General features: G+C 73.6%; 12 protein-coding genes and 2 pseudogenes. 7 read left to right on the top strand and 7 right to left on the bottom strand.

Annotation, left to right across the window (positions count from 1 at the left end; all coding sequences use genetic code 11):
• Positions 1-109: 109 nt before the first annotated feature.
• Entirely contained in the window at positions 110-1,210 is a 1,101-nt protein-coding gene (locus ACIPPM_RS07600) for a pyridoxal-phosphate-dependent aminotransferase family protein (RefSeq protein ID WP_401444353.1), read from the bottom strand.
• A 199-nt stretch (positions 1,211-1,409) separates the two neighbouring features.
• Between ACIPPM_RS07600 and ACIPPM_RS07595 the strand changes: the two genes are divergently transcribed.
• The 5 genes from ACIPPM_RS07595 to ACIPPM_RS07575 all read left to right on the top strand — a co-directional run bounded on the left by ACIPPM_RS07595 (position 1,410) and on the right by ACIPPM_RS07575 (position 6,075).
• Positions 1,410-2,249, top strand: coding sequence for a transporter substrate-binding domain-containing protein (locus ACIPPM_RS07595; protein WP_401444350.1), 840 nt, complete (start codon positions 1,410-1,412; stop codon positions 2,247-2,249).
• Between the two features lie 4 nt (positions 2,250-2,253).
• Positions 2,254-3,087, top strand: coding sequence for an amino acid ABC transporter permease (locus tag ACIPPM_RS07590; RefSeq protein WP_401444348.1), 834 nt, complete (start codon positions 2,254-2,256; stop codon positions 3,085-3,087).
• Positions 3,084-3,866, top strand: coding sequence for an amino acid ABC transporter ATP-binding protein (locus ACIPPM_RS07585; protein ID WP_401444346.1), 783 nt, complete (start codon positions 3,084-3,086; stop codon positions 3,864-3,866). Before ACIPPM_RS07590 ends, ACIPPM_RS07585 begins: the two co-directional genes overlap by 4 nt.
• Positions 3,867-3,909: 43 nt before the next feature.
• On the top strand, positions 3,910-5,001 hold the full coding sequence (locus ACIPPM_RS07580) for an amidohydrolase family protein (RefSeq protein ID WP_401444344.1): 1,092 nt from the start codon (positions 3,910-3,912) through the stop codon (positions 4,999-5,001).
• Between the two features lie 147 nt (positions 5,002-5,148).
• Positions 5,149-6,075, top strand: a complete 927-nt coding sequence (locus ACIPPM_RS07575; RefSeq protein WP_401444341.1) for an SCO1860 family LAETG-anchored protein — start codon at positions 5,149-5,151, stop codon at positions 6,073-6,075.
• 19 nt (positions 6,076-6,094) lie between these two features.
• Here the strand turns inward: ACIPPM_RS07575 and ACIPPM_RS07570 are convergent.
• Positions 6,095-6,424, bottom strand: a pseudogene (locus ACIPPM_RS07570) (hypothetical protein); the annotation flags it as partial.
• 20 nt (positions 6,425-6,444) lie between these two features.
• Between ACIPPM_RS07570 and ACIPPM_RS07565 the strand changes: the two are divergent.
• Positions 6,445-6,873 (top strand): annotated as a pseudogene (locus tag ACIPPM_RS07565) (RNA polymerase subunit sigma-24); the annotation flags it as partial.
• Here the strand turns inward: ACIPPM_RS07565 and cobC are convergent.
• From cobC to cobM, 5 genes are read right to left on the bottom strand one after another with little or no spacing between them, the layout of a single operon-like run.
• Complete coding sequence (gene cobC / locus ACIPPM_RS07560; RefSeq protein ID WP_401444338.1) at positions 6,861-7,922, bottom strand: Rv2231c family pyridoxal phosphate-dependent protein CobC; 1,062 nt, start codon at positions 7,920-7,922, stop codon at positions 6,861-6,863. The pseudogene ACIPPM_RS07565 and the gene cobC overlap by 13 nt on opposite strands.
• Entirely contained in the window at positions 7,912-8,835 is a 924-nt protein-coding gene (locus ACIPPM_RS07555; RefSeq protein ID WP_401444336.1) for a sirohydrochlorin chelatase, read from the bottom strand. Before ACIPPM_RS07555 ends, cobC begins: the two co-directional genes overlap by 11 nt.
• Before the next feature lie 58 nt (positions 8,836-8,893).
• A complete protein-coding gene (gene cobJ / locus ACIPPM_RS07550) occupies positions 8,894-10,585 on the bottom strand; it encodes a precorrin-3B C(17)-methyltransferase (protein WP_401444334.1) in 1,692 nt (563 codons plus the stop codon).
• Positions 10,582-11,817, bottom strand: coding sequence for a precorrin-6y C5,15-methyltransferase (decarboxylating) subunit CbiE (gene cbiE, locus ACIPPM_RS07545; RefSeq protein WP_401444332.1), 1,236 nt, complete (start codon positions 11,815-11,817; stop codon positions 10,582-10,584). Before cbiE ends, cobJ begins: the two co-directional genes overlap by 4 nt.
• Complete coding sequence (gene cobM / locus ACIPPM_RS07540; protein ID WP_393595924.1) at positions 11,814-12,632, bottom strand: precorrin-4 C(11)-methyltransferase; 819 nt, start codon at positions 12,630-12,632, stop codon at positions 11,814-11,816. The genes cbiE and cobM overlap by 4 nt, the downstream gene beginning before the upstream one ends.
• A 147-nt stretch (positions 12,633-12,779) precedes the next feature.
• Between cobM and ACIPPM_RS07535 the strand changes: the two genes are divergently transcribed.
• On the top strand, positions 12,780-13,511 hold the full coding sequence (locus tag ACIPPM_RS07535; RefSeq protein WP_401444329.1) for a ZIP family metal transporter: 732 nt from the start codon (positions 12,780-12,782) through the stop codon (positions 13,509-13,511).
• The last annotated feature ends 11 nt before the right edge of the window (positions 13,512-13,522 follow it).

Raw genomic sequence — 13,522 nt, 5'->3', positions numbered from 1 at the left:
GCCGAGCCAGATCGATTGAATTCACGGGGAATTTAAGACGCATGGGTGAGCGGCTGGAAAAGGAAATGGCCCGCGCGAATTCGCGCGGGCCGCACTCCGGTGTCCGGTGTCAGAGCACGATCTCGTCCAGCGCCAGCAGGGCCGCCTCCAGGTCCACCGTCAGCCCCTGCCGGGCCATCGCCGCGCCCAGCGCCACGAGCGCGCGGCGCACCACCATCGGCGTGGCGTCGGTCCCGTAGTGGTTCACCCGGATCATCTCCCCGGCCAGCGCCCCGCCCCCGGCGGCCATCGGCAGCGCCGGGTCGCTCTCCAGCGCGCGGGCCACCAGCTCCGAGGCCACCGTGCCCGGCGGCACCCGCAGCGTGGTCGCCACCGGCGCCGCGTCCCGCTCCTCGCGTACGTACGGCTCCAGGCCGCCGCCCAGGGCGATCGCCCCGGCCCGCGTCGCCCGCGCGAGATCGCGGTGCCGGGCCATCACCGTGTCCAGTCCGTCCGCCTCGATCCGCTCGACACAGGCGTCCAGCGCCAGCATCTCCAGCTGGGCCGGGGCGTGCGGCAACGCCTTGCGGCCGCCGTCGATCCAGCGCTCCTTCCAGTCCAGCAGGGACAGGTAGGAGCGGCGCGGGGCGTCCGGGTTGGCGGCCATCCGCTGCCAGGCCCGCTCGCTCACCGAGATCGCGGACACCCCGGCGGGCCCGCCCATCGCCTTCTGGGCGCCGATCACGCACAGGTCCACGCCCCACGCGTCCGGCAGCACCGGCTCGGCGCCGACCGAGGCGACCGCGTCCAGGTAGAAGAGGGCGCCCTGTTCCCGTACCGCCTCGCCGATCTCCGCGACCGGGTTGGTGTTGCCGGTGGCCGCCTCCGCGTGCACCAGGGAGACGAAGTCGATCTCCGGGTGCTCGGCGAACGCCGCCCGGACCTGGTCGGCGGTGACCGCCGAGTCGAACGGCACCACGAGGTCGTGCACGGTCGCGCCGGAGTCCCGCAGCCAGTCGCCGAAGGTCTGGCCGTAGGGACCCGTGATCACGTTCAGCGCGACCGTGCCCGGACCGGCGGCGGCGCGGATCGCGCCCTCCAGCGGCAGCAGCGCCTCGCCCTGGGTGATCAGCACGTCCTGCCGGGTGTCCAGCAGCCGGGCCACCCGGTCCTCGATGGCGGCGAACCGCGCGGCGGTCAGCGGGGGCAGGTCGAGGAGGGGATGGGTCACGGCGGGTGCCTTCTTCGCTCACGAGGTCCACGAGGCCGGCCGTCAGCCGACGGTGACGAGGGTAACTGGCGGCCTCCGTGCCGTTTTGACCGGCGACATCTTAGGCTGGACGGCCGCGAAGCCATCAGTTTGATTTGAGAGGCCCAAACCTCTCCTTATAATCGGAACCCACAGTTCCCCCGATCGGGAGATTCCCCCCATGAAGACCCTCCTTCAGCGCCGGCCCCGTGTGCTGGCAGCCATCACCGCGGCGGCCGCGATCGCGCTCGTCGCAGGCTGCTCCTCGGGCAGCGGTGGCGGGAAGACCACCGTCAAGGGGGTCCACCTCGCCAACGGCGGGGCGCTGACCGTCTGCACCCACCTGCCCTACCCGCCGTTCCAGTCGGTGGTCGACGGCAAGGTGCAGGGCTTCGACGTCTCCCTGATCGACCTGGTCGCCAAGGACCTGGGCGTCAAGCAGAAGATCGTGGACACGCCGTTCGAGAACTTCAAGACCGGCGCCTTCCTCAACTCGGGCCAGTGCGACCTGGCCGCGGCGGGCATGACGATCACCGACGAGCGCAAGAAGAACGTCGACTTCTCCGACCCGTACTTCGAGGCCACCCAGGCCGTCCTGGTCGACAAGAAGAGCGGCATCAAGTCGCTCGCCGACCTCAAGGGCAAGAAGCTCGGCGCCCAGGCGCAGACCACCGGTGAGGACCTCGCCAAGAGCAAGGGCCTCGACCCGGTCTCCTTCCACTCCTCCGACGCGGTCCTCAACGGCCTGCGCACCGGGCAGGTCCAGGCCGTGGTCATCGACTACCCGGTGGTCCAGGGCTGGCTGAAGGACAAGGCCAACGCCTCCGCCTTCCAGGTGGTGGACAACATCAACACCGGCGAGCAGTACGGCTTCACGGTGAAGAAGGGCAACACCGCCCTGAAGACCGCCATCGACAGGGCGCTCGCCCGCGCCAAGTCCGACGGCGAGTACAAGAAGATCTACGAGAAGTGGATCGGCCCGTACGACCCGTCCGCCGCCTCCCCCTCCGCGAGCTCCTGACCCCATGACCGACACGGACACCCGCATCCAGCCCCGCAAGAAGGGCCTGACCCGCAGGCAGCGGCGCAGGCTCTCGCGCGGCGCGCAGTACGTCGTCTTCGTCGCCGCCGTCCTCGCCTTCGCGTTCTCCGCGGACTGGGGGCGGCTGAAGAACCAGTTCGCGCAACTGCCCATCGCCGAGCAGATGTTCCCGGACATCATCACGCTGGCGCTGAAGAACACCGTGCTCTACACGCTGTCCGGCTTCGTGGTCGGACTCGTGCTGGGCATCGTCGTCGCCCTGATGCGGCTGTCCTCCGTGGGGCCGTACCGCTGGCTCGCCGGGATCTACATCGAGATCTTCCGGGGCCTGCCCGCGCTGCTGATCTTCATCTTCGTCGGCGTCGGCGTGCCGCTGGCCTTCCCGGACGTGCAGTATCCGGGCGGCACCTACGGCAAGGTCGCGGTCGCCCTCGGGCTGGTCTCGGCCGCGTACATGGCCGAGACGATCCGGGCGGGCATCCAGGCGGTGCCCAAGGGACAGCTGGAGGCGGCGCGCTCGCTGGGCTTCTCGCCCGCGCGGGCCATGATCTCCATCGTCATCCCGCAGGCGTTCCGGATCATCCTGCCGCCGCTCACCAACGAACTCGTCCTGCTCTTCAAGGACTCCTCGCTGGTGCTGTTCCTCGGGGTCACGCTGGAGGAGCGCGAGCTGTCCAAGTTCGGCAACGACCTGGCCAGCACCACCGCCAACTCCACCCCCATCCTGGTGGCCGGCCTGTGCTATCTGCTGGTCACCATCCCGCTCGGCTTCGTCGTCCGGCGGATGGAGTCCAAGTCCCAGGAGGCGATCCGGTGACCAGCCCCGAGATCCGCGTCGAGGGGCTGCACAAGTCCTTCGGCGACAACCACGTCCTGCGCGGCATCGACCTGGAGATCGGCCAGGGCGAGGTGGTCTGTGTCATCGGGCCGTCCGGCTCCGGCAAGTCCACCCTGCTGCGCTGCGTCAACCTGCTGGAGGAACCCCAGCAGGGCACGATCGTGGTCGGCGGCACCGAGCTGACCGACCCGGACGTGGACATCGACGCCGTACGCCGTCGTATCGGCATGGTGTTCCAGCAGTTCAACCTGTTCCCGCACCTCGATGTCACCGAGAACCTCACGCTGCCCCAGCGCCGGGTGCTCGGGCGGGACAAGGCGGCGGCGGAGAAGGTCGCGGCGGAGAACCTGGCCCGGGTCGGGCTCTCCGACAAGGCCCACGCCTACCCGTCCTCCCTCTCCGGCGGCCAGCAGCAGCGGGTGGCCATCGCCCGCTCGCTCGCCATGGGCCCCGAGGTGATGCTCTTCGACGAGCCGACCTCCGCGCTCGACCCCGAGCTGGTCGGTGACGTGCTCGCGGTGATGCGGGGGCTCGCCGAGGAGGGCATGACCATGATGGTCGTCACCCACGAGATGACCTTCGCCCGCGAGGTCGCGGACCGGGTCGTCTTCATGGACGGCGGCGTCATCGTCGAGCAGGGCACCCCGGAGGAGGTCATCGGGAACCCGAAGAACGAGCGGACCCGGCACTTCCTCTCCCGCGTCCTCGACCCGGCGATGGCCGAGGTCGACGACGTACCGGGCAAGACGGAGAAGTAGCCGGGGCTTCAGTGCGCGGGGACCCGTCACTAAGGTGCGGTGCATGAGCGATCACGCGGTGCTGCACGTGAAGGGGCGGGTCCTGGCCGGGCCCGACGACGTCCGCGACGAGCTGTGGGTGGTCGGCGGCCGTGTCACCTACGACCGCCCCGCCGGCGCCGGTGACAGCACGACCGTCGAGGGCTGGGCGCTGCCCGGCCTGGTCGACGCCCACTGCCATGTCGGCCTCGGCGCCCACGGCCCGGTCGACGCGGACACCGCCGAGAAGCAGGCCCTCACCGACCGCGAGGCCGGTGCCCTGCTGATCCGGGACGCCGGTTCGCCCTCCGACACCCGCTGGGTCGACGACCGCGACGACCTCCCCAAGATCATCCGCGCCGGACGGCACATCGCCCGCACCCGCCGCTACATCCGGGGCTACGCCCACGAGATCGAGCCCGCCGACCTCGTCGCCTACGTCGGCCAGGAGGCGCGGCGCGGCGACGGCTGGGTCAAGCTGGTCGGCGACTGGATCGACCGGGGCGTCGGCGACCTGGCGCCCTGCTGGCCGCGCGAGGCCGTCGAGGCGGGCATCGCGGAGGCGCACCGACTGGGCGCACGGGTCACCGCGCACTGCTTCGCGGAGAGTTCGCTGCGCGACCTGGTCGAATCGGGCATCGACTGCGTCGAGCACGCCACCGGTCTCACCCCCGAGCTGATCCCGCTGTTCGCGGAGCGCGGCGTCGCCATCGTGCCGACCCTGGTCAACATCGCCACCTTCCCGGACCTGGCGGCGGGCGGCGAGGAGAGGTACCCCCGCTGGTCGGCACATATGCGACGCCTCCATGAGCGGCGCTACGACACTGTGCGCGACGCCTATGACGCGGGCATCCCGGTGTACGTCGGCACCGACGCGGGCGGCTCGCTGCCGCATGGGCTGGTCGCCGCCGAGGTGGCGGAACTGGTCACCGCGGGCATCCCGTCCGTCGAGGCACTGGCCGCCACCAGCTGGGCCGCCCGCGCCTGGCTCGGCCGCCCAGGCCTGGAGGAGGGCGCCCCCGCCGACTTGGTGGTCTACGACTCCGACCCGCGCGCCGACGTACGGGTGCTCGCTGCGCCGCGCCGGGTGGTGCTGAACGGGCTGGTCGTGCAGTAGGCGGGGCGAACGGGCGTGCCCGCCTATTCGAATGCGGAGGCGGAAACCCCACGATGGAGTGAAGTAACCCAGGAACGCTGACCGTTCACCCACACTGCGTAAGGGTTGGCGTGTCCCGAGCACGTTCCTCCTGGGGGTCCCACCGCCTTGAACAGCGACAACTTCCGCATGCCCGCACGCCGCCTCGCCGCCGTCGCGACGGCCGCCGCCCTCACCGCCGCGCCCCTGCTCCTGAGCGCGCGCCCGGCGCACGCCACCGGCGGCCACGGACGCGCCTCCGCCGCCGTACTGCGCGCCGGACTCGACGTGTCCCTGCTCCACCACACCGCCGACGTCCCGCTCACCCTCTCCCTCAACGAGGTCCGGGCGCCGGGCGACGCCGACCGCACGGCCCTGTCCGCCCGGCTCGACGGCGTGAACCAGGGTCAGCCCTTCTCCGTGCTGCGCGCCGACGTCGCCTCGGCCAGAGCCACCGCCACCGACGAGCGCGCCGAAGGCTCGGTCCGCCTCACCGACGCCCGGCTGCACGTGCCCGGTCTGCCGCTGCTCTCCCTGATCGAGGTCGGCACGGTCACCGCCCGCGCCACCTGCGCGGCCGGGGAGGAGCCCGAGGCCGAGGCGAACGTCCTCGGTGCCGTCACCGTGCTCGGCAAGCGCACCACCCTCACCGCGGGCGGCCCCACCGAGGTACGGGTCCCCGGCGTCGGTGAGGTCCGCCTCGACCTCGCCGAGCAGCGGACCACCTCCAGCACGGCCGCCGCCACCGCGCTCCGGCTCAAGGTCTCGGTCAACCCGCTCCGGCTGAACGTGGCCGAGGTGACGGGCACGGTGACGCTGGCGGAGGCGAGTTGTGAGACACCGGCGGGCGCGCAGGAGGAAGAGGCGGCACCCGCCGAGCCTCAGCAGCAGGCATCCAGCGAGGCCCCCGCGCCCCAGGTCGAACCCCAGGGCACCCAGACCAACCTCGCCGAGACGGGCGGCAGTTCGACCACCCCGTACATCGCGGGCGGCGCGCTGGCGCTGCTCCTGCTGGGCGGCGGCGCGGTGACGGTGGCCCGCAGGCGCCGGGGCTGACGGGGGCCCGCCAGGACTCTCACCGCCGGACCAGCGCGAGCAGGCTCAGGCCGAACATCAGCACGCCCAGCGGGAGATGGACCGACGGCACGTGCGCGATGCCGAGCACGACCTGCACCGAGGCGAGCGCGAGGAAGCCCGAGGCGTGCCAGATGGGCCGTGCGGAGCCGCCGCCCGGCTTCCACGCCAGCACCGCCACGAGCACGTACAGCATCGACGCCCCGTACATCACGCGGGCGCCGATGCCGTGCAGTGTCTCCCCGTAGGAGGTGGTGAGCAGCAGTCCGGCGGAGACGGCCTGGAGGAAGATGGTCAGCGTCTGGAGGGCTAGGGCGACGCGGAGGAACGTGGAGCCGTCGTGCCGCGCGTCCGTCGCAGTTGGCGGCCTCCGCGCGGCGGGGGGTGAGCGCCGCGCGGGCTCCGGCGCCGGTGCGGGCCGACGTGGTGCGGCGGGTGAAGGAGGCGTGGGAGAGCAAGGACATCGCCGCCCTCGTCGGCCTCCTCGACCCGGCCGCCGTGATGACCGCCGACGGCGGCGGCATGGTCGGCACCGTCCTGCGCCCGGTCGAGGGCGGCCCGCGCATCGCCCAGTACATGGCCGCCATCGCGGACCGGGCTCCCGGCCTCGAACTCCTGGAACGCTCGGTCAACGGCTTGCCCGGCCTGGTGGCGCGCCGTGACGGCGCGGTGGTCACCGTCGCCGCCTTCGAGATCGACGGTGACCGGGTCACCCGGATCTGGGTGGTCCGCAACCCGGAGAAGCTGCGGCCGTGGTCCGCGGCGCCTCAGCCCTCCTGAGCCAGTACCTTGCCCAGCGCCGCCACGAACCCCGCCATCGTCGTCCGGTCCCGGACCGCCACCCGGAGCCAGTCGGGGCCGAGTCCGGGGAAGGTGTCGCCCCGGCGGACCGCGTACCCCAGCTCGCGCAGGCGGTGGCGTACGTGGTGGGCGTCCGGGAGTTGCAGGAGGACGAAGGGGGCCTCCGCCGGGCCGGTGACCTTGACACCGTACGGGGCCAACTCAGCCAGCCCGGCGAGGAGATGGGCGCGGTCGGCGGCCGTGCGGTGGGCCGCGTGGGCCGCCTCGGCGAGGGCGCGGGGGGCCACGCAGGCCCGGGTCGCCGCCAGGGCCGGGGTGGACACCGGCCAGAGGGGCTGGGCGTGTTCCAGGGCGGTGACCGTCTCCGGAGGCGCGAGCACGTAGCCGACCCGGAGCCCGGCCAGGCCCCAGGTCTTGGTGAGGCTGCGCAGCACGACCAGGCCCGGCACGTCCGTCCGCCCGGCCAGTGCCTCCCGCTCACCCGGCACCGCGTCCATGAACGCCTCGTCGACGACCAACGTCCGCCCAGGACGGGCGAGTTCGGTGAGCGTCCCGGCCGGGTGGAGCACCGAGGTGGGGTTGGTCGGGTTGCCGACGATCACCAGGTCCGCGTCCTCGGGCACCGCCGCCGGGTCCAGCCGGAAGCCGTCCCGCGCGCTCAGCAGCACCCGCTCCACCGGGTGCCCCGCGTCCCGGAGCGCCGCCTCCGGCTCGGTGAACTGCGGATGCACCACCACCGGCCGCCGCACCTGAAGCGCGCGGGCCAGCAGCACGAATGCCTCCGCCGCGCCCGCCGTCAGCAGCACCCGCTCCACCGGCAGCCCGTGCCGCTCCGCCACCGCCGCCCGCGCGGCCCGCCCGTCCGGGTAGGCCGCGAGACCGGTCAGCGAGGCGGCGATCTCCTCGCGCAGCCAGCGCGGGGGCGTGTCCGCGCGGACGTTGACGGCGAGGTCCACCAGGTCAGCCCCGGCGTCACGGACCTCGGCGTCCCCGTGGTGGCGCAGGTCGGGACCGGCGTCAGTGCGCATGGCTGTGGGTGTGGCCGCCGTGGTGGTGTCCGTGTCCGTGCCCGTGGTCGTGGCCGTCGTCGTCCGGGTGGAAGTGCGGCTGCTGCGGCAGGCCCACCTTGTCCTCGAAGCCCGGCAGCGCGATCCGGTACACGCACGAGTCGCAGTTCATCCGCAGGTCACCGGCGACCGCCTCCGCGTACCGCTCCATCACCAGGTCCAGCAGCTCCGGCTCGGGCCCGATCACGTCCGCCGACCGAACCTCCGTCTCCGGGTGCGCGGCCGCCCACTCCTCGGTCTGCCGCCGCACCCGCTCGGGGAGGATGCCGGTGAACAGGAAGTACGGCAGGACGACGACCCGCCGTGCCCCGAGCCGGGCGACCCGGTCCAGGCCGCTCGGCACGTCCGGCGCCGCCAGCGACACGAACGCCGTCTCCACCCCTGCGTATCCGCGTCCCTCCCACAGCAGCCGGGCCGCCTTGCAGACCTCGGCGTTGGCGTCCGGGTCGGTGGAGCCGCGCCCCACCAGCAGCACGGTCACGTCCTCCCGGGGGGTGTCCCCGAGCGTGTCGTCCAGTCGCCGTTCCAGTACCCGCAGCAGGGCGGGGTGCGGGCCGAGGGGGCGGCCGTAGGTGTAGGTGACGCCCGGATGGCGCTCCTTCTCGCGGGCCAGCGCCGCCGGGATGTCGCCCTTGGCGTGCCCGGCGGACACCAGCATCAGCGGTACGGCGGCGAAGCGTCGGACGCCCCGCTCGACCAGTTCGGTGACGGCCTCGCCCAGCGGGGGCGGGGACAGCTCGATGAAGCCGCCCGCGACGGGCAGTTCGGGGTGGCGGCGGCCCAGCTCCTTCACGAAGTCCCGGAACGCCTCGGCTCCGGCCTCGTCACGGGTGCCGTGTCCGGCGATGAGCAGGGCGGGCGGCTGGGTGGTCACGGTTTCTCCTCGGGGTACGTCGGTCGGTACAAGGGGGTGTCGGGGGAAGTGGCACGGCTCATCGGGCCGCCTCCGGGGTGTGCTGCCAGCGGTAGCCGCGCGGCGTCACCATGCGCCCGGCGATGTTCCGGGTGGCGGTGTTGCCGACGGTGACCACGGTCATCATGTCGACGGTCGCCGGGTCCAGTTCGGCGAGCGTGGTCAGCCGTACGGACTCGTCCGGCCGGGAGGCGTTGCGCACCACACCGACCGGTGTCTCCGGCTCCCGGTGCCCGGCCAGTACGGCGAGCGCCTTGGGGAGCTGCCAGTCCCGGCCGCGGGAACGGGGGTTGTAGAAGGTCACCACGATGTCCGCCTCGGCGGCCGCGCGCACCCGGCGCTCGATGACCTCCCACGGGGTGTGCAGGTCGGAGAGGCTGATCGAGACGTGGTCGTGGCCCAGTGGCGCGCCGAGCACCGCCGCGGCCGCGAGAGCCGCCGTGACACCGGGCACGCCGACCACGTCGATGTCGTCGGACGCCTCGGCGAGCGCGGGGGAGGCCATGGCGTACACGCCCGCGTCCCCGCTGCCGATCAGCGCCACCGCGTGCCCCTGACGGGCCTCCGCGACCGCCGTACGGGCCCGCTCCTCCTCCGCGCCCAGCCCCGACTCCAGCACCCGGGTGCCGGGGCGGATCAGGTCGCGGATCTGGTCGACGTACTGGTCCAGGCCCACCAGCACCGAGGCGCGCCGCAGTTCGGCGGCCGCGCGCGGGGTCACCAGGTCGCGGGCGCCGGGCCCGATCCCGACCACCGCGAGCCGCCCCCGGCCGGGACGCCTTACGACCGCGCAGGTCGCCATCGCGGGCGACGCCGCCGACTTCCGCTTGGGTACGAGGAGTTCGCCGCCCCGCCTGAGCGCCGCGGCCTCCGCCACGGACGGGGTGCCGACCGCCGCGAGGGGCGCGTCGGACGGGTTCGGCACCGGCACCGAGGCCAGTTCGTCCGACGGGTACGTCACCAGGGGCACGCCCAGCCGCTCCGCGGCGGCCACGAGGCCCGGCTCCTCCGACTTGGCGTCCACCGTGGCGAGTTCGGCCACCGAGCGCACCGAGAGCCCCGCCTCACGCAACGCCTCCGCGATCAGCCCGAGCACCTCCTCGACGGGCGCTCCCTTGGACGCGCCGACGCCGACGACCAGAGACGGCGGGCGCAACAGCACCTCCTGCGGGCCGGGTTGTACGTCCCGGTCGGTCAACCGCACGGTGTACGCGCCCTGTCCGGCGAAGGGCACCGGCGGCAGCGGCCAGGCCAACTCGGCCTCCAACGCCACCGGCTCACCGTCCAGCAGGGCTCGCGACACCGCCGCGACCGCGCCCTCGACCGGCAGGCCGAGCGTGTCCAGCCCGGCCAGACCCACCGCGTCCGTCGCCGTCGTCACCACGGGCTCCGCACCCAGCAACTCGGCAACCTGGTAAGCCAGTTCATTGGCACCGCCGCCATGCCCGCCGACCAGGGACACCGCGAACCGGCCGCCCTCGTCCACACACACCACACCCGGATCGGCCGCCTTGTCCCCGAGCAGCGGGGCCAGCAGCCGGACCGTGGCGCCGGTGGCCAGGAAGCACACCAACTGCTCGCACTCCGCGAACGCCGCCCGTATCGCCTCCCCGGCCGGGCCCTCGTACACCCGCGTACGGTCCGGCCAGGCCGCGGCCAGCCGGTCGCGGGCCGCCGCCCCCGCCGCGGTGGCGGAAATCAGGCCGATCACTGGACTCCTCCTTCACTCCGTGCCGGGAGGCGGTCGCCCCACAGCAGGAAAACGGGGTTGGCCGCCGCCAGCCGGGTCACATCACCCGGCAGCGGTGCCAGCCGCGACGACTGCAACAGCACCCCGTCACAGCTCAGCCCGGCCCGCGTCAGCGCCTCGCGCACCGGACCGACCCGGTCCAGCGCGGCCACGGCCACCACGACCGTCCGCCGCGCCCGCTCCGCGCAGACGCCGACCACGGCGGGCAGATCTCGCCCGCCACCGCCCACGAACACCGCGTCGGGCTCGTCCAGACCGGCCAGCGCCTCCGGTGCGGTGCCGTGCACCACGCTCACATCGACGCCGTGGGCGCGGGCGTTGGCCCGTACCCGCCCGGCGCCGTCCTCGGTCTTCTCCACGGCGGTCACGGCCGCGCCGAGCCGCGCGCACTCCACGGCCACCGAACCCGACCCGGCGCCGACGTCCCACACCAGGTCGCCCAGGCGCGGCCCGAGCCGGGCCAGCGCCAGCGCCCGCACCTCGAACTTGGTGATCATGGAGTCCCGGTGCGTGAACTCGCCCTCCGCCAGCGCCCATCGCGCGGGCCCGGCACCCGTCCCGGCGATCGTGCGCGGACCCTCCGCCGTCCGCGCCTCGTCCAGGCACAGCACCACGCTCACCGCCGTACCCCAGTCCCGCGCGGCGGCCTCGGCGGGCGTCACCCGCTCCACCCGTTCCCGCTCCGGATCGCCGAGCGCGCTCACCACGACCAGCACCCGGCCGGTACCGTCCAGCCGGGCACCCAGCTCGGCCGGACCCGAGCCGGGACCGGTCAGCACGGCGACCTTCGGGCGCGCCCGGCACACATTCACCGCCGTCCGCAGGTCCCGCCCGTGCGCGCTCACCACGACCGCGTCGTCCCAGGTCAGCCCCAGCCGGGCGAAGGCACCCGCCACCGAGGACACCCCCGGCCGGACATCGAGCAGCCCGGCGCCGAACCGCTCCGCCAGCACCCGCACGATCCCGAAGAACCCCGGATCACCCGACGCCAGCACCACCACCGACCGCCCCCCGGCCACACACTCCTCGATCGCGTCCAGGGCGGGCGCCAGCGGGCCGAGCACCACCCGTGCCGCGCCCTCGGGCACCGGCGCAGCGTCCAGATGACGCTGCCCGCCGACGACCAGCGCGGCCCCGGCGAGCGCGTCCGGCGGGACCGGGGTGCCCGTCCCCGCGCCGACGACCGTGATCAACTGCTCGCCCCCCGCTCACGCAGCGCCCGCCGCGCCTCCGGGTCGGCCCGGCGGAAGCCGTGGAAGTGGCCGGGGTGGTAGAGGTGCGAGCGGGTGCCGTGCGCGTCCAGCGCCGCACCGACCAGGAACAGGGTGTGCTTCCACAGCCGGTGCTCCTTGACCGTCTCCTCCAGCGTGCCGATCGTGCACCGCACCACCAGCTCCTCCGGCCAGGTCACCTGATGGGCGACCACGACCGGGGTGGACGTCGGATAGCCGCCCTCCAGCAGCTCGTGCACCAGCTGGCCGCTGCGCGCCGCCGACAGGAACACCGCCATCGTGGTGCCGTGCCGGGCGAACTCGCGCACCTCCTCACCGGGCGGCATCGGCGTCTTGCCCCCGCCGAGCCGGGTCAGGATCACCGACTGGGCCACCTCCGGGATGGTCAGCTCCCGCCCGGCCAGCGCGGCCACCGCAGAGAACGACGACACGCCCGGCACGATCTCCGTGCCGATCCCGACCTCCGCGCACCGGTCCAGCTGCTCCTGCGTACCGCCCCACAGCGAGGGGTCACCGGAGTGCACGCGGGCCACCTTCAGCCCCTCCGCGTGGGCGCGCCGGTAGACGGCCACCACGTCCTCCAGGGACAGGGCCGCCGAGTCGAGGATCTCCGCGTCCGCGCGGGCGTGCTCCAGCACCTCGGCGCGGACCAGGCTGGCCGCCCAGATCACCACGTCCGCCTCCGCGATCGCGCGGGCCGCGCGGAACGTCAGCAGATCGGCGGCACCGGGCCCGGCACCGACGAACGTCACCTTGCCGGTGGGGGCATCGGCCATGGGAAGGGTCCTCTCCTGAGGGAAGCCCGGACGCGCGTGGTCGTGGTCCGGGTGGGGCAGTGGAAACTGGGGTGAATGTCAGGGTCTGGTGAGGTTTGCGGGCCGCTGGATGTGCGCACAGGGCCCCGCATCGGATAGCAAGGGCCTATGGCGGTCCTTGTCGCGCTCGGCGCGTTCCTGATGACGCTGGCCGGCGGCTGGACGGCACAGCGCGTGACCGACCGTCGCCACCTGGTCCTGGGCCTGGCCGGCGGGCTGATGCTGGGCGTGGTCGGCCTCGACCTGCTGCCCGAGGCGCTGGAGGCGGCCGGTCACCCGTGGTTCGGCGTCCCCGCGGCGCTCGTGCTGTTCGTCGCCGGGTTCCTCCTCGCCCATCTGGTGGAACGTCTCCTCGCCGGACGCCAGGCGGCGCACGGCGCGGCCGAGCACAGCCACCGGACGCCCGAGGTGGGCCTCACCGCGGCGGCCGCGATGGTCGGACACAGCTTCATGGACGGCGTCGCGATCGGCGCCGCCTTCCAGATCGGCGGCGGCATGGGCCTGTCCGTCGCCCTCGCCGTGATCGCGCACGACTTCGCCGACGGCTTCAACACCTTCACCATCACCAGCCTCTACGGCAACGCCCGCCGCCGGGCCGTGGCCATGCTGGTGGCCGACGCCTGCGCGCCGATGCTGGGCGCCCTGTCGACGATGTTCGTCCACATCCCGGAACCGCTGCTCGGCGGCTACCTCGGCCTCTTCGGCGGCGCGCTGCTCTACCTCGCCGCCGCCGAGATCCTCCCCGAGGCCCACCACGACCACCCGGCCCGCTCCACCGTGCTGTGCACCGTCGCGGGCGCCGCCTTCATCTGGCTGGTGGTCGGCCTCTCCGGCGGCTGACCCCTCGGTCA

It is taken from the genome of Streptomyces sp. NPDC090119, assembly GCF_044747085.1.
Lineage (GTDB): Bacteria > Actinomycetota > Actinomycetes > Streptomycetales > Streptomycetaceae > Streptomyces.
The sequence above is the reverse complement of the archived record's forward strand: the minus strand, read 5'-3'. Positions and strand labels throughout refer to the sequence as shown.

Coding starts and splice junctions, on each gene's coding strand:
- ACIPPM_RS07535 (WP_401444329.1), top strand. CDS start 12,780: ATGGCGGTCCTTGTCGCGCTCGGCGCGTTCCTGATGACGCTGGCCGGC.
- ACIPPM_RS07590 (WP_401444348.1), top strand. CDS start 2,254: ATGACCGACACGGACACCCGCATCCAGCCCCGCAAGAAGGGCCTGACC.
- cobC (WP_401444338.1), bottom strand. CDS start 7,922: ATGCGCACTGACGCCGGTCCCGACCTGCGCCACCACGGGGACGCCGAG.
- ACIPPM_RS07595 (WP_401444350.1), top strand. CDS start 1,410: ATGAAGACCCTCCTTCAGCGCCGGCCCCGTGTGCTGGCAGCCATCACC.
- ACIPPM_RS07580 (WP_401444344.1), top strand. CDS start 3,910: ATGAGCGATCACGCGGTGCTGCACGTGAAGGGGCGGGTCCTGGCCGGG.
- cobM (WP_393595924.1), bottom strand. CDS start 12,632: ATGGCCGATGCCCCCACCGGCAAGGTGACGTTCGTCGGTGCCGGGCCC.